At 63.1% G+C, this 19,903-nt stretch carries 20 protein-coding genes and 3 tRNA genes; 13 read left to right on the forward strand and 10 right to left on the reverse strand.

Annotated elements, in window-relative coordinates:
- Positions 1–19: 19 nt before the first annotated feature.
- From ABS761_RS08965 to moaC, 5 genes are read right to left on the reverse strand one after another with little or no spacing between them, the layout of a single operon-like run.
- Entirely contained in the window at positions 20–1,225 is a 1,206-nt protein-coding gene (locus tag ABS761_RS08965) for a molybdopterin molybdotransferase MoeA (RefSeq protein WP_350407899.1), read from the reverse strand.
- A gap of 1 nt (position 1,226) precedes the next feature.
- Positions 1,227–1,754 carry a molybdenum cofactor biosynthesis protein B gene (gene moaB, locus ABS761_RS08970; RefSeq protein ID WP_350407901.1) on the reverse strand — a complete coding sequence of 176 codons (528 nt, stop codon included), beginning with the start codon at positions 1,752–1,754 and terminating at the stop codon, positions 1,227–1,229.
- Positions 1,744–2,220 (reverse strand): molybdenum cofactor biosynthesis protein MoaE, encoded by a 477-nt coding sequence (locus ABS761_RS08975; RefSeq protein WP_350407903.1) that lies wholly within the window; start codon positions 2,218–2,220, stop codon positions 1,744–1,746. Before ABS761_RS08975 ends, moaB begins: the two co-directional genes overlap by 11 nt.
- 3 nt (positions 2,221–2,223) lie before the next feature.
- Positions 2,224–2,475 carry a MoaD/ThiS family protein gene (locus tag ABS761_RS08980; RefSeq protein WP_350407905.1) on the reverse strand — a complete coding sequence of 84 codons (252 nt, stop codon included), beginning with the start codon at positions 2,473–2,475 and terminating at the stop codon, positions 2,224–2,226.
- Entirely contained in the window at positions 2,456–2,944 is a 489-nt protein-coding gene (gene moaC / locus ABS761_RS08985; protein ID WP_350407907.1) for a cyclic pyranopterin monophosphate synthase MoaC, read from the reverse strand. Before moaC ends, ABS761_RS08980 begins: the two co-directional genes overlap by 20 nt.
- A gap of 190 nt (positions 2,945–3,134) precedes the next feature.
- Between moaC and ABS761_RS08990 the strand changes: the two genes are divergently transcribed.
- Positions 3,135–4,478 (forward strand): MFS transporter, encoded by a 1,344-nt coding sequence (locus ABS761_RS08990; RefSeq protein ID WP_350407909.1) that lies wholly within the window; start codon positions 3,135–3,137, stop codon positions 4,476–4,478.
- On the opposite strand, the gene ABS761_RS08995 is transcribed toward ABS761_RS08990, so the two are convergent.
- On the reverse strand, positions 4,410–5,270 hold the full coding sequence (locus ABS761_RS08995; RefSeq protein WP_350407911.1) for an EamA family transporter: 861 nt from the start codon (positions 5,268–5,270) through the stop codon (positions 4,410–4,412). The two genes, ABS761_RS08990 and ABS761_RS08995, sit on opposite strands and share 69 nt — an antisense overlap.
- Before the next feature lie 7 nt (positions 5,271–5,277).
- Complete coding sequence (gene bioB, locus ABS761_RS09000; RefSeq protein WP_350407913.1) at positions 5,278–6,336, reverse strand: biotin synthase BioB; 1,059 nt, start codon at positions 6,334–6,336, stop codon at positions 5,278–5,280.
- A 505-nt stretch (positions 6,337–6,841) separates the two neighbouring features.
- On the opposite strand from bioB, the gene ABS761_RS09005 reads away from it, so the two are divergent.
- Together ABS761_RS09005 and ABS761_RS09010 are read left to right on the forward strand one after the other, a co-directional pair.
- Positions 6,842–7,180, forward strand: coding sequence for a hypothetical protein (locus tag ABS761_RS09005; RefSeq protein ID WP_350407915.1), 339 nt, complete (start codon positions 6,842–6,844; stop codon positions 7,178–7,180).
- 4 nt (positions 7,181–7,184) lie between these two features.
- Complete coding sequence (locus ABS761_RS09010; RefSeq protein ID WP_350407917.1) at positions 7,185–7,592, forward strand: DUF2231 domain-containing protein; 408 nt, start codon at positions 7,185–7,187, stop codon at positions 7,590–7,592.
- Positions 7,593–7,607: 15 nt separating this feature from the next.
- Here ABS761_RS09010 and ABS761_RS09015 read toward each other — a convergent pair whose 3' ends face one another.
- Together ABS761_RS09015 and ABS761_RS09020 are read right to left on the reverse strand one after the other, a co-directional pair.
- Entirely contained in the window at positions 7,608–8,507 is a 900-nt protein-coding gene (locus ABS761_RS09015; RefSeq protein WP_350407918.1) for a DMT family transporter, read from the reverse strand.
- A 232-nt stretch (positions 8,508–8,739) separates the two neighbouring features.
- Positions 8,740–9,312 (reverse strand): HdeD family acid-resistance protein, encoded by a 573-nt coding sequence (locus ABS761_RS09020; protein ID WP_350407920.1) that lies wholly within the window; start codon positions 9,310–9,312, stop codon positions 8,740–8,742.
- Positions 9,313–9,543: 231 nt separating this feature from the next.
- On the opposite strand from ABS761_RS09020, the gene ABS761_RS09025 reads away from it, so the two are divergent.
- The 9 genes from ABS761_RS09025 (at position 9,544) to ABS761_RS09065 (ending at position 16,521) form a co-directional block, all read left to right on the forward strand.
- A tRNA-Ala gene (locus tag ABS761_RS09025) sits at positions 9,544–9,619 on the forward strand.
- A 24-nt stretch (positions 9,620–9,643) separates the two neighbouring features.
- Positions 9,644–9,719 (forward strand) — tRNA-Glu (locus ABS761_RS09030).
- A gap of 26 nt (positions 9,720–9,745) precedes the next feature.
- Positions 9,746–9,822, forward strand: a tRNA-Asp gene (locus ABS761_RS09035).
- Between the two features lie 336 nt (positions 9,823–10,158).
- A complete protein-coding gene (locus ABS761_RS09040) occupies positions 10,159–11,214 on the forward strand; it encodes a TRAP transporter substrate-binding protein (protein ID WP_350407921.1) in 1,056 nt (351 codons plus the stop codon).
- A gap of 45 nt (positions 11,215–11,259) precedes the next feature.
- Positions 11,260–11,766 carry a TRAP transporter small permease subunit gene (locus ABS761_RS09045; protein ID WP_350407923.1) on the forward strand — a complete coding sequence of 169 codons (507 nt, stop codon included), beginning with the start codon at positions 11,260–11,262 and terminating at the stop codon, positions 11,764–11,766.
- 58 nt (positions 11,767–11,824) lie between these two features.
- A complete protein-coding gene (locus ABS761_RS09050; RefSeq protein ID WP_350407925.1) occupies positions 11,825–12,589 on the forward strand; it encodes an SDR family NAD(P)-dependent oxidoreductase in 765 nt (254 codons plus the stop codon).
- Positions 12,590–12,692: 103 nt separating this feature from the next.
- Positions 12,693–13,454: an SDR family NAD(P)-dependent oxidoreductase gene (locus tag ABS761_RS09055; RefSeq protein ID WP_350407927.1), complete on the forward strand. Its 762-nt coding sequence runs from the start codon at positions 12,693–12,695 to the stop codon at positions 13,452–13,454.
- A 95-nt stretch (positions 13,455–13,549) separates the two neighbouring features.
- Positions 13,550–14,839, forward strand: a complete 1,290-nt coding sequence (locus tag ABS761_RS09060) for a TRAP transporter large permease (RefSeq protein WP_350408117.1) — start codon at positions 13,550–13,552, stop codon at positions 14,837–14,839.
- A 20-nt stretch (positions 14,840–14,859) separates the two neighbouring features.
- Positions 14,860–16,521, forward strand: coding sequence for an FAD-binding protein (locus ABS761_RS09065; protein WP_350407928.1), 1,662 nt, complete (start codon positions 14,860–14,862; stop codon positions 16,519–16,521).
- A gap of 37 nt (positions 16,522–16,558) precedes the next feature.
- Here the strand turns inward: ABS761_RS09065 and ABS761_RS09070 are convergent, their stop codons facing one another.
- Positions 16,559–17,548, reverse strand: a complete 990-nt coding sequence (locus tag ABS761_RS09070) for a LysR family transcriptional regulator (RefSeq protein WP_350407930.1) — start codon at positions 17,546–17,548, stop codon at positions 16,559–16,561.
- Positions 17,549–17,815: 267 nt separating this feature from the next.
- On the opposite strand from ABS761_RS09070, the gene ABS761_RS09075 reads away from it, so the two are divergent.
- Positions 17,816–19,891, forward strand: coding sequence for a hydantoinase/oxoprolinase family protein (locus ABS761_RS09075; RefSeq protein WP_350407932.1), 2,076 nt, complete (start codon positions 17,816–17,818; stop codon positions 19,889–19,891).
- Positions 19,892–19,903: the final 12 nt, after the last annotated feature.

The following is a 19,903-nucleotide window of genomic DNA, read 5'->3' on the forward strand; positions in this document are numbered from 1 at the left end:
CGGACATTTGGGGCCGGCGTCAGGCCAGCCAGTCGGCCAGGGGATACCAGTCCACGACCGAGCCGTCGCCGGTCCGGGTCTCGGCGGGGATGCGCGCCAGGCCGTGGGCCCATGCCAGGCTGCCCATCGAGCCGGAGCTCTGCTGCCGGTGGGGCGTCAGGGCGGGCAGTTCACCGGGCGGGTGCTCGACGCGCACCCGCAGGAAATCGTCGCGCCCGCTGGCCCAGGTCCGGTCGGTGCGCAGGACGCCGCTGCGCACCGGCGCGAGGACGTTCCGGCGTCCTTGCAGGCCGCGGATCAACGGGGTGGCCAGCAGCGCGAAGACGACGAACGCAGAGACCGGATTACCCGGCAGGCAGATCAGGGGACGGTTCCCGAGCGCTGCGAGGGCGACGGGTTTGCCGGGTTTCATCCGCACGCGCCAGAGGTCGAGCGTACCGCCCAGGGCTTCGATGGCGGGCTTGACCAGATCCTTGTCGCCCACGGAGGCGCCGCCCACGCTCAAGATCAGATCGCAATCGCGCGCTAACCCGTCCAGGGCCGACTCGATGGCCTCGGCCTGGTCGGGCGCATGCAGGACGGCCACCGGATCCGCGCCCATGCCTTTGCACAGCGCCGCCAGCATCGGCCCGTTCGAGTTGTATAGGGTGGCGGGCGCCAGCGGCTGGCCGGGCGGGACCAACTCGTCGCCATTGGTGAGGATGCCGATGCGCAGGCGCGGGTAGGCGAGGGCCGTAGCGCGGCCTTGGGCCGCCAGCACGGCGATCTGGCCGGGTCCGACCAGCGTGCCGCGTGACAGGACCACCTCACCGCGGTGCATGTCCTCGCCGCGCCGGCGCACGTGGTCGCCCGCTTGCGGGGCGCGCAGGATGCGCACGCCTTCGTCCGTGCGCTCGGTGTCTTCTTGCATGACCACGGTATCGGCGCCCTCGGGGATGAGGCTGCCGGTGAACAGGCGGATCGCCTGGCCGGGCCGCAGGGCCTCGGATGCATGGCCCGCATAGTGGTGCGCCTGGATCGGGAGGATGCTGTCGGGCGCAAAATCGGCGCAGCGCAGTGCATAGCCGTCCATCGCGCTGTTGTCGTCCGAGGGCAGGTCCAGCCCGGCGATCACGTCCTCGGCGAGGACGCGCCCGGCCAAGGTGTCCAGCGGCAGGGTCTCGGTGGCCTCGGGTACACGGGCGCGCGCCGCCAGCATGGCCTGAGCCGAATCGAAATCCAGCATGTCAGGATCCCTGCGCGTCGCGGTAGGCGCCGGCGAAATTGCAGGGCCGGTGGCGGCTGTCGAGCTGTTCGCGCAGAATGCCCTCCCAGGCCAGGCGGCAGGCCCGGGTGGCGCCGGGCAGGCAAAAGATCAGCGTGTCGTTGGCCAGGCCCCCCAGGGCCTCGGATTGCAGCGCCGACGAGCCGATTTCCTGCCACGACAGATGGCGGAAGAGTTCGCCGAAACCGGGAATCGCCTGGTCCAGCAGGGGGGTGACCGCCGCCACCGTGGACTTGCGATGCGTAAAGCCGGTGCCCCCGTTGGTGAGGATCGCCTGGATGCCGGCGTCCACAATCCAGTCGCTGAGGACCTTGCGGATCTGGTAGGGATCGTCGGGGCAGATCGCCCGGGTCCGCAGCGCGTGGCCGGCGGCGCGCAAGGTGTCGCACAGGTAATCGCCGGTGGTGTCGTCCTCGGGCGTGCGCCGGTCGGAAATCGTGAGCACGGCGCAGCCCAGCGCCACGGGCGGCAGGGTGGGGTCAGCTTTCATCGTGTGGTGTCCTCGTATCCCATTGGGCAGTCTTGCGCGCGTCGTCCTCGTGCTGCCCGACCCAGAACGCGCGGCCCGAATCCAGGGTTTCGCGCTTCCAGAACGGGGCGCGGGTCTTGAGCGCGTCGATGATATATTCGCAGGCCCTGAAGGCGTCGCCCCGGTGGGCGCTGGTCACGCCGACGAAAACGATCCGGTCGCCCAGCGCCAATTCGCCCACGCGGTGCACCACCATGGTGTCGAGGATGCGCCAGCGTTGGGCGGCGGTGTCGCACAGGGTCTGGATCTCGCGTTCGCACATGCCCGGGTAATGCTCCAGGAACAGGGTGCGCGTGGCCTCGCCAGGCGCGTAGTCGCGCACCGTGCCGATGAAGCTGACCGTCGCCCCGGCCCGCCCCGACGCGCGGGCCTGCAGGGCCGCGTACAGGGCGGCGGGATCGAAATCCGCAGTCTGGACCACCACCATGCCTCAGCCTCCGGTCACGGGCTCGAACACCGCGACCTCGTCGCCCGGGTGGATCATGGCCAGGTGGTCCACGTGTTCCTGGTTGATGGCCAGTTTCAGACGGTCGACCGGCGCCAGGTCCGGGCAGCGCGCCACCAAGTCCTCGAGCCAGCGCGCGGCTGGCATGGGCCCGGCCAGCGCGAGTGTTTCCCGCCGCGTGCCCATGTGTTCCGCGACCTGGGCGAAATACAGAACCTCAATCGTTGCGCCATTCACCGCTTTTTCCTCCGGATTTGTAGATCAGCCGGACCTGCTCGATGACGATGCCCTTGTCGGCCGCCTTGCACATGTCATAGATCGTCAGCGCCGCCACGCTGCACGCGGTCATGGCCTCCATTTCGACGCCGGTCTGGTGGCGGGTGCGGCAGTGGGCGCGGATGGCGATGCGGCATGCCGCATCATCCAGGGCGAAGTCCACGCCGACAAAGGCCAGCGGCAGGCTGTGGCATAGGGGGATCAGCTCGGCGCAGCGCTTGGCCGCCAGAATGGCGGCGATGCGCGCCGTATTCAGGACCTCGCCCTTGGCGTTGGCCTGGGCCTGGAGCAGACGGTAGGCCTGCGGGCTCATGCGCACGGAGCCCTCGGCAATGGCCTGGCGGTCGGTGTCGGCCTTGCTGCCGACATCGACCATGCGGACTTGGCCGCGGTCATCCAGGTGACTGAGGGTAGGGGTGGTTTCGGCCATGGTTCCTGTATCGGCCCCGCTTGACGCGGGGCGCCTGTGCATCGATCCGGTCTTTAATCATATACGCAAAGCGCGGCCAGGGTAATCCGGCCGGCGGGCCTGCTATGATGATTCTTGATCAATCTTAAAGAACCAAATTTCAGGCGCCTGCGGGCCGGTGTTCGCCGGCTCGGGCCGTTGTGGCGGATGCATGGTCAAGACTCTCGGCGCGTTTTTTTCCTTGTATCTGGCGACCCTGATCCTGTTGATGGGCTCGGGCCTGTTCAACACGTACATGGGCCTGCGCCTGACGGCCCTCTCGATCTCGGAAGTCTGGGTGGGCGCGATCATCGCGGCCTATTACATCGGCCTGGTGCTTGGCGCCCGCGTCGGGCACCGGCTCATCATCCAGGTCGGCCACATCCGCGCCTACGCCGCGAGCGCGGCGCTGGTCACCATCACGGTCCTGATCCAGATCCTGATCGACGATCTGTGGGTCTGGCTGGGTTTGCGCTTCATCGCCGGGATGGCGATGGTGACCCTGTTCATCGCGATCGAGAGCTGGCTCAACGAGCAGACCGAAAACGCCTCGCGCGGCACGGTATTCGCCTTTTACATGCTGTTCTCCTGCATGGGCACGGTGTTCGGCCAGCTCGTCCTGGGATTGTTCCGCAACCTCAATTACGAACCGCTGGTGTTCGTCGCGATCTGCTGCGTCCTCAGCCTGATGCCGATGGCGCTGACGCGGCGCCTGCACCCGGCGTTGCAGGTGCCGGCGCCGCTGGCCGTGCGCTATTACGTGGCGCGCGTCCCGCTGTCGCTGACCGTGCTGTTCATCGCCGGCATGCTGTCCGGCGCCTTTTATGGCCTGACCCCCGTCTACGGCCTGCTGCACGGCCTGAGCAACCAGCAGGTGGGGGTGTTTGTGGCGACCTCGGTCGCCGCGGGCCTGGTGTTCCAGTGGCCGCTGGGCTGGCTGGCGGACCGCGTGAGCCGGGTCCGCCTGATCCGCTGGGGCGCCGTGGTCCTGCTGGCGCTGGGCGTGCCCCTGTGGGGATGGTTCCAGATGCCCTACCCCCTCCTGCTGGGATTCTCGGCGGTGCTTGGCATTCTCCAGTTCACCCTCTATCCCATGGGGGCGGCGTTCGCCAATGACAATGTGGATCCCGAGCGACGCGTGGGCCTGAGCGCCCTGTTGTACATGGTGTACGGGCTGGGCGCCTGCCTGGGGCCGCTGGTGGCCGGCGCGCTGATGCGCGCCTGGGGCCCGGACGTCTATTTCATGTATGTGTCGGCCTGCGCCCTGATTCTGGTGCTCTTCATCCGCGAGCAAAGGGTCAAGGGCACCCACCTGAGCGAGGACGCGCCCACGCATTTCGTGCCCATGGCCGACACCCTGCAGAATTCCCACGTCATGGCCGTGCTCGACCCGCGCATCGATATCCAGAAGGATATTTCCCACGATCCGGTCGCCGCCGCGTCGCCCTCAGCGGGGGATCAGCAGGACGACGGCGGCCAGGGCGAGGGCTATCCCCAGCGCGTTCAGGCGTCCTAGGCGTTCGCGAAAGATGCCGGCGCCCACCAGGGTGCCCAGCGAAATCACTCCGATGTTCATGGCGGCAAACACCAGCGTCGGATTCTGCGGAAAGGTCTGGTGCGCGCGGATGTAGAAATAGATATTGCCGAAGTTCAGCAGCCCCAGCAGCACCCCCGAGGCCAGGCTGCGCGTGTTCCACGGCGTGCCGCGGCGCAGGCTCAGCCAGGCAAGCATCAGGACCGCCGCCATCGCAAAGGAGAGCAGCAGGCTGCTCGAGAAGGCTGCGCCGCTCTTGGCGAGCTGCTTGAACAGGATGTCGATCGTTCCATAGCCCAGCCAGACCCCCAGCAGTGCGACCAGCGCGGCCGGGCCGGCGGCCGCAGGGCCGCGCGCCCGGGCGTCGGGCCGGGTCAGCAGGCAGGCCAGGGCGGCGAATGCCAGGGCGATGCCGGCCAGTTTCATGCCCGAGAGCGTTTCGCCGAACAGCAGAAAGGCCGCCAGCAGGGGGATAGTGAGCGATAGGCGCTGCGCCGCGTCGCTCAGCACGATCCCGGCGTGGCGCACCGCGGCGGCCATCACCAGAAAGATCGAGGGCAGCAGGACGCCCAGCAGCGACAGGATCCACCAGGCCTCGGCCGGCTGGTCCAGCAAGCGGGCCGTGTCCGGCCGCAGGAGGAACAGGCACAGGGCGCCCGCCGTGAGGTAGTTTACAAAGATCGCCTGATCGACATGAATGGCGCCGCGCCGCGCCAGCTTCAGGAAGATCGAGACGGCGACGCTGCAGGCGATGCTGAGAATGAGGGTGTGCATGGCGGGGTCAGGCGTGGGGAGCCGGCGCGCCGGCTGTGTGGGCGCGGCTGGGCGCGGCCTGGGAGGCGGCGGGCGTGGATTCGGGGAGGGCGGCGGCATCGGGCATGGGATGCAGGCCCAGGCGCTCGAACAGCCGCGCATCAGCGTCCGGCCCCGGGTTCGGGGTGGTCAACAGTCGTTCGCCGCGAAAGACCGAGTTGGCACCGGCCATGAAGCACAGCGCCTGGGTGCTGTCGTCCATGGTTTCACGCCCCGCCGAAAGGCGCACCACGGCCTTGGGCATGGCGATGCGCGCCACGGCGATCGTGCGTACGAACTCGATCGGATCGAGCGCGGGCGCGTCGGCCAGCGGCGTGCCGGGGACCTTGACCAACTGGTTGATGGGCACGGATTCGGGGGGTGGGGCCAGGCTGGCGAGCTCGGCGATCAACGCGGCGCGAATCCGCCGGGATTCTCCCATCCCCACAATGCCGCCGCAGCAGACTTTCAGGCCGGCACCGCGCACGCGCGCCAGGGTGTCCAGCCGGTCCTCGTAGCGGCGGGTGGTGATGATCTCGTGGTAGTGCGAGCGCGCCGTGTCCAGATTATGGTTGTAGTAGTCCAGGCCGGCCGCCTTCAGGCGCTCTGGTTGGCCCGGCTTGAGCATGCCCAGGGTTGCGCAGGTCTCCAGCCCCATGGCCTTGACCGCGCGGACCAGCTCGATCACGTCATCGAGCTGCCGCTCGGTGGGTGACCGCCAGGCCGCGCCCATGCAGAACCGCTGGGCGCCCGCGTCGCGGGCGGCCCGCGCCGCCGCCAGGACATCCTCGCGCGCCATCAGGGGCTCGGCTTCGACGGCTGTCGCATGGCGCGAGGATTGCGGACAGTAGGCACAGTCCTCCGGGCAGGCGCCGGTCTTGATGGACAAGAGGCTGGATTGCTGGACGGCATTGGCCGGATGATGCAGGCGATGCACGGTTTGCGCACGCAGCAGCAAGTCGTTCAGGGGCTGGCCGTACAAATCCAGGATGGCGTCGGGAGTCCAGACGGGCCCGGACCCCGGGCGACGGTATTCGATACTCTGCATGGATGATCTGTCGTGAGCTGGAAACTGCGCAATGGTAAGAGCGCAACGAGGGCCTGGCAAGCTCAAAATTACATTAAATAGAGCTCAAAAAACAATAAAATCTCTTAAAATTCATTAATTCAACTTAATTTTGTTTTTGATCCCTCGATATCTTTGCGATTCTCGGACCCCGCATAGATGTAACTATTTATTAACCCGCAAGCGAAGCCCTTCATCCCCGCATTGTTTGCGGGCCTGGATTCGCGCGCGGTGTCGCGGGAGCCGGCGTTGGCGGGTCGAAATTCTGGAAAAGGACCTCTGACGACCACCGGGATCCGACGACCGATGCATCCGATCTCGTGGGCCTTTCCAACGCCCAGCGCAAAAGACTGCCCGATGCGCTCAAAGAGGCTTTGGTGGAGAGTGGAACAATGAAACGTCTTTCAGTCAGGAAGCATCTATACGGATGTACCCCCAATGATCGGGTATGTTTTCGAGATCCGATACTGTTATCCAAGGACAAAAAATGATCACCGCTGCCATCATCGTCTTCGCCATTGCCGCCGTGGGAGGCTTGATTCTCGCCGCCCACGTCCTGCGCGACAAGTTCGCCCCCTGGGCCTTATCGCTACTACACGCCTTGCTGGGGGCGGTGGGACTGATACTGCTCATCATCGCCCTGATCCAGGGATCCTCCTCACAACCCGTGCTGATCGGCTTTATCCTGCTGCTGATTGCAGCGCTCGGGGGTTTCTTCCTGGTCTCCTTTCATGCACGCAAGCGCCTCCCGCCGAAAGCCGTGGTGGTCGTGCACGCCGCAATCGCCGTCATCGGTTTCCTGACTCTCCTCAGTGTTGTTCTCTGACACCATGCGCCATCCTTTGCACCCCGCATTGGTCCACTTCCCAATTGCCTGTTGGCCGCTGGCGACGCTGGCGGATTTCAGCAGTCTCTGGTTCGGGGAATCCGCATGGAAATGGTCGGCTGGCCTGCTCGCGGTGGGCTGTATCGTCGCATTGCCGGCCATGGCGGCCGGAATGATGGAACTGTCCCGCGTCCCCGATGGCCCCGCCCTGGGCGATGTCTACCTGCACATGGGGCTCATGCTGACCGCTTTCGTCCTTTTTTCGACAAGTCTCCTGTTGCGCCTGGACCATTTGCAGCCGCTCGCACCGGATATTTTGTCCCTTGTTCTGGACCTTGCCGGCTTCATCACACTGGCCATCGGCGGCTGGCTGGGCGGCCGCCTGGTATATGGTCACGGCATCGGGCGCTGACCAGTTCCCCGGTTCTTATGAGCCGTAATTCTTGCGAGGACGTGTTCCCCGCCACGCGATGCACAAGCCGCTGCCGACGATCAGTGCCGCTCCGAGGCTATCAAGCAGGTCGGGGCTGTCCCGCCACATCAGCCATCCCAACAATGATGCCCACAGCAGGCCCGTGTAATCAAACGGCGCGACCACCGACGCGGGCCCGATGCGGAATCCCTGGGTAATGAAGGTCAGCCCCAGCGTGCTGAACAAAGCGATGCCGGCGAAGAACGGCCAATGCGACCAGGCTGGCGGCGTCCAGAACGGCGGCGCGGCGACCGCGCTCCAGGCCAACTGGCCCGCCACGATATAAAACATCGTCGTCAGCATGCTCTCGGCGGCGTTGATGCCCCGGGCGCTCAGCATCATGACGGCATACATCGCCGCGGTCGCCAACGGCAACAACGCCGCCATCTGGAAGCTGTCCGCGCCAGGCCGCACGATGACCAGCACGCCCGCGAACCCGGCCGCCACCGCCAGCCAGCCCTTGCGGTCCACACGCTCTTTCAGCACTAGCACGGACAGCGCGGTCACGAACAAGGGCGCGGAAAACGCAATCGCGGTGGTCTCTGCCAAGGGCAGCGTGCGCAGAGCCAGATAGAACAGCGATGCCGAAATGATGTTGAGTCCGCCGCGCAGCAGGTGCAGGCCCGCATGACGCGTGCGCAGGGCGCGCCGCCCGCCTAGGGCGAGGACCACCGCCAGTACTACTGGCAAGGCGATCACCGACCGCAGGAACAGGATCTGCACCGGGCTGTAATAATCGCCAATCCATTTGGCCAGGGCGTCGCTGCATGTCAGGAACAGGATGCCCGCGGACACGCAGGCGATCCCTGCCAGCGGGGATGCATTGGAGATGGATTTGGCTGAGGGCTGGTTCATGGCCCGTATGCTACTGCCTGGGCGCCCATCACGGACGTCCATGAAGGGGGCGTCGTGGCCGAATAGCGTGCGCACAACACCCAAGTGCGCGCTGCCGCCTATGCGCCGTGGAACTTGATGTGAAGCTGATGAACCTGCGCGGACAACGCCTCATCCGGACCGTCAACCACGGTATCCCTGACCACCTCGCCGATCGACAAGGGGAGGACTCGCGATGAACGAACAGAAAGCGCTATATGCGATGCAAGGCCAGGCCCACCATGATCAGGGTCCAGCCTTGAAGAAGCAGGTCCAGGGCCAGCAACAGCCCCAGCACCCAGACGCTGTTTTCCGGCCAGCCGGCGGCGATGGCCAGCCCCGCCAGCAGCGACGCCGCCCCCGATAGCGCCAGCCACTGCCAGCCCCGCTGGGCTCGGTTCTGGAACCACACCCACAAGCGAAAGGCGCCCGAGCCAATCAGCGTGGCGCCGATCAACAGGGTAAATAATGTGGCGCCCACCAGGGGGTTGTAAAAGGCGACGCCGCCGGCGGCCAAATATAGGATCCCGCTGACAGTCCACAGCAGGAAGCTGCGCCACCCCTGGACCCGCCAGGCATGCACCAGCATCCCCGCCCCGCCGATCAGCATCAGGATACCGATGAAAATCACGCTGGTGATGGTCGCCGTCAGGATGTGGTAAGAGGCCACGAGGCCCACCGCGATCAGCAAGGCGCCCAAGGCAATGAACCATTTCCACTTCTCGTGCAAGGCCGCCTGCGCGCGGCCACGTTCGGAAGATCCTGTCTCGGGTGTGAACTCGCTCATGGTGTTCCCCAGGGCTCGATGGTCGCAGCCACCTTAGCACATCGCGGCGGCGTCGGGTGGCCCGCCGCACGGCGGACATGATCGACGACTTGCCGCCAAAGCTCCAGACTCATCGGATGTTGGAATCACGAGAACCCGTTCAGACTCAGCTGATATTGGACAAGGCTTCGACTTGCGCACCCCTATCTTTTCATGCATAATCTCGCTTCTTCGTTAACGAAGGCCTTGTTTGGGGGTATAGCTCAGCTGGGAGAGCGCTTGCATGGCATGCAAGAGGTCAGCGGTTCGATCCCGCTTACCTCCACCAAACAGCTTAGTTTTCGAATGTCCGGTCCCCTTCGTCTAGAGGCCTAGGACACCACCCTTTCACGGTGGGTACAGGGGTTCGAATCCCCTAGGGGACGCCAGGTTCTCCCTGGAATTACGGATACCCGGAGCGGTAGTTCAGTTGGTTAGAATACCGGCCTGTCACGCCGGGGGTCGCGGGTTCGAGTCCCGTCCGCTCCGCCAACGAATTCAAAGGGCTACGTGATTTCACGTAGCCCTTTTTCTCGTTCCAAATTCCAATTTTGAAACAAGTTTTAGGCTCTACCCCATTAGTGGGGGATGGCCATTCTTCGCATGGGCGTCTTCGTGATCCCCTGATCGCCAGGAATGTCGGCAGTATCTTCCCAGCGCGTTTGGCCTTCCAGCCCTTGTATCAGGGACGTTGGCATCATTGAGACGCCTTTTGACCTTCTCTAGTTCAGTTTCTTGGCTTTACGACCCCCTGGTCGTTCGAATACTCTTTTTTCGAGCGTACTCGCTGCAAGAGGCGAGCGATATCCAAGAACCAAGGAGACAGTAATGATCAAGGCAGGAGAGTTTTTTTCGTTCGGCTTGCGTCGAGCCGCGATTGCGGCGGGCACGACTCTGTCGCTCGCCCTGTTTGGCATGGGCGTACCCGCTGCGCAGGCACAAAGCGCCACCGTTCTTAAAACGGCGTTCTATCAGCCTGATGGCCACCCGATCATCGAGTTGAGTAAAGAGGTCTTTTCCAAGATCGAGCGCGAAACAGAAGGCCGTGTGAAATTCCGGGTCTATGCGGCCTCGACATTGGTGCCGACCACCGAGATGGCCAGCGGGGTAAATGACGGCACGGCATTCATGGCCATTTGGTATATGCCGTACATGTCCAAGACGATCCCGCTCTTCGATATTGAAACCATTCCCGTTTGGACGGGTGGTTGCAAAGGGGTGGTGGGCGCATTTGACGCCGGCCTCAACGATATTTATACCGAGGCGCTGGTGCGGCAAGGCCTGACCAACGTGAAAGTGGCCGGCGTCAGCGAATGTCTGCCGCGGGTGTTGGCGGTAAGCCAGCAGGTTCGGCGCCCCGCGGATTCGAAAGGTCTGAAGATCAGGAGCGTGGGGGCCGAATCCGACATGATCCGGGACATCGGCGCGAGCCCGGTCAATATGACGATGGACCAGGTGTACGAGGCCATGTCGCGCGGCATCATTAATGGTGTGACCAACGCGTTCATGATGATCGAGGACCGGAGCCAATTCGAACTGGTGAAACATGTGACGAATATGGATCTCACGTCCGTCCTGATGCATGTGATCTACAACCCCTCCGTGCTGGACAAGCTTGACCCGCGCGATCGGAAGACCGTGGAAAGCGGCATGAGGGAAGTGGCGGACCATGTGCGTGTCGGGCTGAGCGCGTTGAACGAGAAATCCATCGCACGGGCCTCCGAGTCCCTGGGTGTGCAGGTCTATCAGCCCAATGCGGAAGAGCACAAGGAGTGGGTCCAGGCGGCGCAGGCGTCCAGGAAGGTGTTCGAGGACAAGGCCGCCAAGGATCCCTTGATCCAGAAGGGGCTGGAATACGTCTATCAGTTCAATCCGCAGAATTGATTTTCTCTCGATAGATCGTCCTAGTTCCTTCAGGAGGCCGCCCAGATGTCCGGTTCAGCCGATGTACCAAACAATGCCCTGTCTCGCGTCATCGACCGGGTGACCTCCTTTTTCCATGGTGTGGCTTTGGTGACCCTGGGCGTCATGGCGTGTCTGTTGATCTACGACATCATCATGCGCTATGTCTTCCATAGTCCGACGGACTGGGTGCTCGATGTGGTTCAACTGGTGCAGGTCACCTTGGCTTTTGCGGCGGCGGCTCCGGTTCTGCGGGATGGCGGGCATATCAATATGGAGTTGCTGTCGACGATGGTCGGCCGGCGCGCTCAAAGGCAGTTCGATATTCTTTCAAACGGCATTTGTACCGTGGGTAGCCTGTGGATGGTTGTCCTAGGCTGGCGCACCTTCAGCCAGAGCTACATGATTTCCGAGTCGTCCTACGGTATCACGCTACCGATCTATCCCTGGAAATTCCTACTGCCTTTTTGTTTCTTTGTACTGGCGTTGCAGTTTTTCGCCATGTTTCTCAACAGTATCCGGAGCCGTGTCTAGGCCGCGGCGCCGGCGCATGAACGTGCCGGCGAGGAATCGACGTACATAGGGGGCTCTCGTGGAGCGGGATCAAAAGGTTGCGATTGTGACGGGTGCCGGTGGGGGCATCGGCCGGGCCATTTCCGTCAAGCTGGTGCGGGCCGGCATGCGTCTGGTCTTGGTGGACAAGGTGCCGGAAGGCGTTGAATCCCTCGCGCAAGAAATCGTGCAGGAGGGCGGCCAAGCCATCCCCTGTCGCGTTGACGTGGGCGATGAGGCCGATGTGCGCCGCTGCTTGGAGCAAACCATCGTCGAGTATGGCCGGGTCGACTGTTTGGTGAATAACGCCGGCATTTCCCCCAAGAAGCCGGACGGCGCGAAAGCGACCCTCGTCGAGATACCGCTTGCAGAGTGGGAAACGGTGATGAGAGTCAATCTGACCTCCGTGTTTCTCATGTGTGCCGCGAGTATTCCGCACATGCAGCGCCAAGGCGCCGGCGCCATTGTGAGTATTTCATCCTCGGCTGCCTTGGATGGTGGCATTTTGGCCGCGGCTCATTATTCAGCATCAAAGGGCGCGGTGGCGGCTTTGACGCGGACTCTGGCGAAGGAAGTCGCGCGGCACGGCATACGCGTTAACGCGGTTGCGCCCGGACGGGTGGATACGCCGATGGCCAAGTTGTCATCGGATGAGCGCAACCAGGCGGCGCGCGCCAGAATCCCTCTGGGACGCTTTGCCGAACCGGAAGAGATCGCCGATTCGGTCGCCTATCTTCTGTCGGACCAAGCCAGCTATGTCACCGGGGTGACACTCAACGTAAGCGGCGGTTATGTCGTCGCTTAAAGATCATCTGCGCGTGTGACTCGCGCTTTGGCGTCGCCGTCGCCGTCGGCTCTGTCGCGGCTGCCGTGCGGGCGCTGTTTACCTTTCATTCAACGGAGTCGAAATGGATCTTGAATTGTCCGGCAAAATCGTTGTGGTCACCGGCGCCGGCCGTGGGCATGGTGAGTCAATGTCGCTTGCCCTGGCGCAGGCGGGTGCGACGGTGGCCGTCCTGGACCTCGATGGCGAAAGCGCCCGGCGCGTTTCGGACGAAATCGTGCGGCGCGGCGGGGCCAGCAGCGCGCATCAGATCGATGTGACGGATAGGGCCGCTGTTGAAACGGCGATGCAGGGCATCCGGTCGCAGTTTGGGCGTATCGATGTACTGATCAATAACGCCTGTGCCGCGATCCGCAGGATTCCCTTCCTAGAGATGGAAGCCGCCGAATGGGATCAGGTCATTGCGGTCAATCTGCGTGGCGCCTTCAACTGCTCGCAAATGGCAGGACGCATCATGAAGGAGCAAGGAGGCGGGCGAATGATCAATATCTCCTCGTTTGCCGCCGGCCTGCCCGCCGCGGGCTTCGCCGCGTACAGCGCCAGCAAAGCGGGTCTCGAGGCGCTGTCCAAGATCGTGGCGGGAGAGCTTGGCGCCTTCGGTGTGACCGCGGTTTACGTCCGGCCCGGTGTGGTGGAAACCGAATTCACCAAGCCCGGCCATGCCGGTGAGGTCGGCGAGAAGATGCGATCGGTCATTGCATCCGGCAGGTTTGGAACCACCGAGGAACTGGCCAGGGTCATCTGTTTCCTGGCGTCGCCGTTGTCCGAGTATGTCAATGGTGGTCCGATCACCGTCGATGGCGGCAAGTACGTATGTCAGTTTTGATGCGCGAGGCGATATTGCTCCAAGAGTGTGTGGAGATTCGTACGGGTGGGGCACATGGATAGGGGGCCACGATGACACACGACATGATGGGCATGATGATTTGCCTTGGTTTGCTGGGGTTCTTTCTCATCATTGGTATGCCGATCTTCATGGGCCTGCTGCTCTCGGGCCTCGCCAGTCTGCACTACCTAGAGGGATATAACGCGCTGTCGAATATCGCAGGGAAGCTGGCTTTCAACCAATTGCTGGGCTTTCCCTTGCTGGCGATCCCGATGTTCATCCTCATGGGTAATCTCCTGACGACCCACAGGATGGGAGAGGATTTATTCAGTGGCTTGCATCGGTGGTTCGGTTCTTTGCCCGGGGGCTTCGCCATCGGCAGCACCGTGGTGTGCGCGATCTTCGGCTTCATGAGTGGATCGAACACCGCCGCGGCTGCGACGGTGGGCTCGGTGGCGATCCCGGCCATGGAGGAGAAGAAATACTATCGGCCGCTCAGCCTCGGGACCCTGGCGGTCGCCGGGACGCTTGCGGCTTTGATTCCGCCCAGCACCATCATGATCATTTACGGCAGCGCGGCCACGAATGTGTCGATTGGACGGGTATTTGTCGGCGGAATCCTGCCGGGCATTTTGCTGACCTTCCTGATGAGTCTGTACATCTACCTTTACGCGCGCGTGTTCCCGAAGCGCGCGCCGCGGGGTGACAAGGCAAGTTGGACGGAGAAGATCCTGGGGCTCAAGGAACTTGCGCCGGCGATTTTCCTGTTCGTCACGATCATCGGGGGCATGTATGCCGGGATCTTCACGGCGATTGAGGCGAGCGCCGTCAGCGTGTTCGCCACGTTGATACTGCTTGTCGCCTACCGCAGGCTCAGTGTCGCCAATGTCCTTGATGCGATGAAGAGGACCGTCAAAGTATCCGGGATGATCTACATGATCATTGTCGGGGCGACCATCCTCAGCCACGTGTTCTTTATCACCGGCTTTCGGGATCTGGTGTCGGACTTCCTGCTGAGCTTCAACCTGCCGGGATGGGGGACGATGATCCTGGTCCTGCTCATCTTGACTGTGCTTGGCACCTTTCTCGATGTCATCGCCCTCATCATGATCGCGGTGCCCATCTTCCTCCCGGTGGCCGTTCAGTCCGGTTATGACGGTGTCTGGTTTGGCGTCATCATGGTGATCGCTTCCGAGATGGCGCTGTGCACGCCGCCGGTGGGCGTCAATTTGTTCGTGATCCAGGGCATCTCGCCGCCTGGAACGTCCCTCATGACGGTGGCACGCGGGGCGGCGCCCTTCATAGGCGTGATCTGGCTATTGCTGCTCCTGCTCATCTTTTTCCCTCCAATCGTGACCTGGCTGCCTAGCCGGATGGCGTTCTAGCGGTATCTGGAGAACTACTGATGACTCTCTCTCCCTTGAGGATCGGCGATCCGGCGGACGTGGCGTGGGACGCCACCGCTGATGTGGTGGTTGTGGGGTTTGGCGCCGCGGGGTCCTGTGCCGCTCTGGAGGCTCGGGCGGGTGGCGCCAGCGTTATTCTCGTTGACAAGTTCGAAGGCGGCGGCACCACGGCGCTAAGCGGTGGTGTGGTCTATGCTGGTGCGACGCGCTTCCAGCAGGAAGCCGGTTATGAGGACTCCGTCGACGAAATGATCAAGTACCTCGAACTCGAGGTCGGGGATATCGTCGGTGCCGATACCTTGCGGCGATTCTGCGAAAACAGCGCCGGGAACCTCGATTGGCTGATTTCGCATGGGGCGACCTATGGCGCGCGGCTGGCGAAGCCGGACGAGGCGTATGACGTCGCCTTGTCGGCGGGCGCTTCGCTGTACTTCAGCGGCAATGAGTTTGTCCGCTCGTATGCCGCCGTTGCGAAACCCGCGCCGCGCGGCCACATCACCGTGGGCCCGGGGTTCGGCTCGAAAGGGGTGCATTTGTTTGCCGCCTTGCGTGCGGCGGTCGAGCGCATGGGGGTTGAGACAAGGCTGCGTTCTCCGGTGCGCAGGCTGGTCCTCGATGCCGCCGGGAATGTCGTCGGTGTCGAGGTGGTACAAATCGCACCGGGAAGCCCAGCCTGGCGCCTGCATCGCTTGTGCGAGCGCCTGTACCACAAGGGCAAGGGGAATCTTTATGGACCGCCGGCGCGCCTGCTGGCGCGAGGCATTGCCTGGGCTGAACGATCCGGTGTCCCGAAACGGATACGCGCCACGGGCGGCGTGGTGCTGGCAACCGGCGGCTTCATCAACAATCGTCGGATGCTGTCTGAGTATCTTCCTCAGCACTTGAATGCGATACCCATGGGTTCCGCGGGTTGTCTGGGCGATGGCATTCGCCTGGGGCAGTCGATCGGCGCCCTGACGCGAATGGATTGCGGTGAATCGGGCCGTTCCCTCCTGGTGCCCAAGCCGTTCAAGTACGGCTTGCTTGTCAATCGGGCGGGTGAGCGTTTCATTGCCGAGGATGCCTATGGCCTGACCATCGGACATGAAATATTTCAGCAGGACGGCCATGCCGCCTGGCTGATTCTAGACGCCGAGCAGTTCAGGGCAGCGTGGCGGCTCGTGATGCCGTGGCGGCCGATGATCCTGCGATACCGGGTCCGCGCGCTCATGCCCTTGCTGTTTGCCTGGCGGCGTTCAGGAACGCTTGAGGGGCTGGCCGGCAAGTGCGGCATTCAGGCCGAGGGTTTGCGCCGTACCTTCGACCGATATGATGGTTGCCTGCGCAATCAGCAGGAGGATTGGCTGGGCAAACTGCCGCCGAATATCGCATCGCTGGGCCCGGGGCCCTATTACGCCATTGACTGTTCGCCGGACAGCAAAGGCTTTCCACCCACGTCGCTGACTTTGGGCGGCTTATTGGTCGATGAGCGCAGCGGACAAGTCCGGGGTGCCGACCAATCTGTGATCGGGGGACTGTATGCGGCGGGGCGCGCGGCGGTGGGCCTGCCCTCTAATTTCAATGTCAGCGGCCTCTCGATTGCCGACTGCGTCTTTTCCGGTCGCCGGGCGGGGCGGGCAGCCGCCAAAGCCGCGCAGGCTGGGGGGGATGGCGGGGCTTGATCCGACACGCCCCGCCGTTTCAGGGCGCGTGGCGGCTTTATTCGCCGGGTGGGTACTCGGTCAAGGCCGAGAGTTTTTCGGATAGAAAATCGACGAGCACGCGAGTCCGATAGAGCAGCTTGCGGTTTGGATAGAGAATCCAGACATTGGGGAGTTCGCCGGATGGGTAGACACAGGCATAGTCCGGTAGAAGCTGAATCAGGCGGCCTGATTTCAAATCCTCCCTGACGGTGTTTCTGCCCAATCTGGCAATGCCCAGGCCGTAGCGCGCGAACTCCACCAGCACGTTGTGGTTGTTCGCCTCGAGCCGGGACCGCACGGTGATGCCGACCGTATTGTCTCCATGCCGAAAGAACCAGTTTGTGGGTTCGTTCGAGGAGTGCACGAGGCAGTCATGCGCATTCAAGTCGCTGAGGTTTTTTGGGGTGCCCTTGCGTCGAAGGTATTCGGGCGAGGCGCAAAGAACCCGGTGTACGCTGCGGACGCGGATGCCGACCATGCTGCTGTCCGGGATCCGGCCGGAGTGGACCGCGACGTCTATGGTGTCGGTCACGAGATCGATCAGCTCGTCAGTGGTGATGACTGATAGCTTGATTTCGGGGTAGGTGGCGCAGAATTCAGACAGGACGCGGGGCAGATAGGTTCCCGCGGCATAGTAATTGACGGCAAGCCGGATCATGCCACGGGGTGTCTGAGTCATCGTGGTCATCGAGTCCTCGAGCGCCGTAAAGCCTTCGAGGGTCTGGCTCGCCCACTCCAGGACACGCTCGCCCGCCTCGGTCAGACGGATGCTGCGCGTCGTGCGCTGGAATAATCGCACGCCGAGGGCGCGCTCCAGGGCTGCGATCTGGCGTGCCGCGAGCGACCCCGAGATGCCGATCTCGCGGCCCGCCGCCGTGATGTTGTGCATTCTCGCAACCTGTTGCATCAGCTCGATCTGGGCGAGCGTGACCCTCGAGCGCACGCGCGAAGTGGGTTGAACGGGTTGGCTTGAGGTGAGGTCTTTGGAGGCGTTTTTACTCGTCATTGTCAAACCTATCTGATCGGGTGCCCCAGGCGCCTAAAGAAGACGCTGACAAAGTATCCAGCCGACATCCCGCGGGAGCGGCTTTGGGTGCTTCCTCACCTGACTATAGCGCAAGGCCGGTGCGTTCACTGGACAGGCGCAGGCCCGGAACCCCTTGTCACAAGGAGATTATGGCGATAGGCGCCATAGTTCAAGTACCTTTTTGGTAGTTCTACCGGACAGAGCCCAAACCTATAATTTTTGGCAATCATCACTCGAGGGCTCTCAATGGCAGACAGGACTTATTTGATCGCGGCTGATACCGGCGGCACATTCACGGATGTCGTGGCATTCGACTCGTCGAGCGGTCAGATCAGCTACGGAAAAGCGCTGACGAACTATTCCAATCTTGCGGACGGCGCCCTGGAAGGCCTGGAGAGCGCCGCCGTCGATCTGTCGCATGGGCTGCTTTTCAAGCACGGCACGACGCACGTGATCAATGCGTTCATTCAGCGCAATGGCGCCAAGACCGCGTTGGTGACCACCAAGGGGTTTTCCGACTTGCTGGAAATCGGCCGCGGCAACCGCCCGGTACCGTTTTCTTTGCGGTATCGGAGGGATCCGGTGCTGGTTGCCCGTGACTTGCGTTTCGACGTCGAGGAGCGCATCGACGCAAAGGGCGAGATTGTCGTGGCTTTGAACGAAGCAGAGCTCGAGACGCTGGCGCGGCGTCTCGAGGCCCTGGGTATCGAAGCCGTGGCGGTTGCGTTTCTCAACGCCTATCTCAACTCGGCCCATGAGCAGCGCGCGGTCGAGATTCTACAAGAGAGGCTCCCGCGGGCTTATGTCACCTCGGGCAGCGCCTTGAGCCGCGAATGGTACGAGTATGAACGGACCTCCACGGCAGCCGCCAATGCGTATGTCGGCCCGAAGATGCGCCACTACGTGGATATGTTCGATGCGCGGCTCAAGCAGCGCGCCTTTGGCGGGACCTTCTACATGATGGGCTCCAATGGCGGCGTGCTGTCGACGGAGCGGTCCGTGAAGGAGCCCATCGCACTGGTCGAGTCGGGGCCGGTCGGTGGATGTATCGGTGCCGCCAGGTATGCGGCGGAACTCGGGATCGAGAACGTCATCGCCTTCGACATGGGGGGGACGACGGCCAAGTGCGCCCTCGTCATGAATGCGCAATTCGATGTGCAGCCGCTCTACTACGTGGGTGGCTATGACCACGGCTTTCCCCTGCGCACGCCGGTCGTCGATATCGTGGAGGTCGGCGCCGGGGGAGGTTCCATCGCACATATCGACCCAGGTGGGGATTTCGTGGTGGGGCCGCAAAGCGCGGGCTCCGAGCCAGGGCCCGTGGCCTTTGGCAGGGGCGGCGTCGAGCCCACGATCACGGATGCCAATCTGGTGCTCGGGCGTATCGGCGCGGGGAAATTCATGAGTGGTCGCCTGAGCCTCGATGTCGACCAGGCGCGGCATGCGATCAGGACAAATATCGCCGAGCCCCTTGGCCACGGCGATGCGGACGGCGTGGATACCGCGGCCCAGGGCGTGCTCGACCTTGCGAATATCGCCATGACCAATGCCATCAAGGAAATCTCGATCGAGCGCGGGTATGACGTCAGGGAATTCGCGCTCTTCGTCTTTGGCGGTAGCGGCCCCTTGTTTGGCTGCCAGCTTGCCCGTGCGCTCAAGATCCCTCGGGTGATCGTACCGCCGCACCCAGGGAATTTCAGTTGCCTTGGGATGTTGTTGGCCCCCATCCGGGTTGATTTGGCCAGGACGGTCGTCGGCGCCGTGTCAGAGGATACTCTGCGCGAGGCGGAGGCAATATTCGAGGCATTGGAGGACGAGGCTCGGGTGACGCTCGAGCGGGAATGCAAATCCGGAACCATGAACAGCGAGCGATCGCTGGAGATGCGCTATCGGGGGCAGAAGCACAGCGTACAGGTCAGGATCGATCGCGAGTCGGCCGTCGAGACGATCGTGCAGAAATTTGATGAGATCTACAGTGCGCGCTATGGGCATGTCAACGCGGATTGTGCCATCGAGATCGTCGGTGCGCGCCTGTTCATGGAGGGCGACGTCGCGCGCCCGGGGCTCGAGGCGCTTGGCGGGGGCGGGATGAACGTCGGCGCGACACAGCCGGTGCCGTCATCGCGACGTTCCGTCTATTTCCCCAGGCCGTTCAGCCGGGTCGAGACCGACGTGTGGGATCGGGCCTCGCTGCCTGTTGGTTTCAAGATCGTCGGCCCGGCGATCATCGAGGAGTACAGCTCGACGACGGTGATCCTGCCTGGTGATATCGCCGAAGTTGGAAAGCTGGGCGAGATTTCGATTTCGTGTGACTTGTCATGATGCGGAGCAATG

Source organism: Castellaniella sp. GW247-6E4 (genome assembly GCF_040276065.1).
GTDB lineage: Bacteria > Pseudomonadota > Gammaproteobacteria > Burkholderiales > Burkholderiaceae_B > Castellaniella.

Excerpts from the sequence above, each read along its gene's own strand:
- ABS761_RS09015 (WP_350407918.1), bottom strand. The coding sequence starts at position 8,507 with ATGAACCAGCCCTCAGCCAAATCCATCTCCAATGCATCCCCGCTGGCA.
- ABS761_RS09045 (WP_350407923.1), top strand. The coding sequence starts at position 11,260 with ATGTCCGGTTCAGCCGATGTACCAAACAATGCCCTGTCTCGCGTCATC.
- ABS761_RS09010 (WP_350407917.1), top strand. The coding sequence starts at position 7,185 with ATGCGCCATCCTTTGCACCCCGCATTGGTCCACTTCCCAATTGCCTGT.
- ABS761_RS08965 (WP_350407899.1), bottom strand. The coding sequence starts at position 1,225 with ATGCTGGATTTCGATTCGGCTCAGGCCATGCTGGCGGCGCGCGCCCGT.
- ABS761_RS09005 (WP_350407915.1), top strand. The coding sequence starts at position 6,842 with ATGATCACCGCTGCCATCATCGTCTTCGCCATTGCCGCCGTGGGAGGC.
- moaB (WP_350407901.1), bottom strand. The coding sequence starts at position 1,754 with ATGAAAGCTGACCCCACCCTGCCGCCCGTGGCGCTGGGCTGCGCCGTG.
- ABS761_RS09075 (WP_350407932.1), top strand. The coding sequence starts at position 17,816 with ATGGCAGACAGGACTTATTTGATCGCGGCTGATACCGGCGGCACATTC.
- ABS761_RS08995 (WP_350407911.1), bottom strand. The coding sequence starts at position 5,270 with ATGCACACCCTCATTCTCAGCATCGCCTGCAGCGTCGCCGTCTCGATC.
- moaC (WP_350407907.1), bottom strand. The coding sequence starts at position 2,944 with ATGGCCGAAACCACCCCTACCCTCAGTCACCTGGATGACCGCGGCCAA.
- ABS761_RS09040 (WP_350407921.1), top strand. The coding sequence starts at position 10,159 with ATGATCAAGGCAGGAGAGTTTTTTTCGTTCGGCTTGCGTCGAGCCGCG.
- bioB (WP_350407913.1), bottom strand. The coding sequence starts at position 6,336 with ATGCAGAGTATCGAATACCGTCGCCCGGGGTCCGGGCCCGTCTGGACT.
- ABS761_RS08990 (WP_350407909.1), top strand. The coding sequence starts at position 3,135 with ATGGTCAAGACTCTCGGCGCGTTTTTTTCCTTGTATCTGGCGACCCTG.
- ABS761_RS09065 (WP_350407928.1), top strand. The coding sequence starts at position 14,860 with ATGACTCTCTCTCCCTTGAGGATCGGCGATCCGGCGGACGTGGCGTGG.
- ABS761_RS08975 (WP_350407903.1), bottom strand. The coding sequence starts at position 2,220 with ATGGTGGTGGTCCAGACTGCGGATTTCGATCCCGCCGCCCTGTACGCG.
- ABS761_RS09060 (WP_350408117.1), top strand. The coding sequence starts at position 13,550 with ATGATTTGCCTTGGTTTGCTGGGGTTCTTTCTCATCATTGGTATGCCG.
- ABS761_RS09020 (WP_350407920.1), bottom strand. The coding sequence starts at position 9,312 with ATGAGCGAGTTCACACCCGAGACAGGATCTTCCGAACGTGGCCGCGCG.
- ABS761_RS09070 (WP_350407930.1), bottom strand. The coding sequence starts at position 17,548 with ATGACGAGTAAAAACGCCTCCAAAGACCTCACCTCAAGCCAACCCGTT.
- ABS761_RS09055 (WP_350407927.1), top strand. The coding sequence starts at position 12,693 with ATGGATCTTGAATTGTCCGGCAAAATCGTTGTGGTCACCGGCGCCGGC.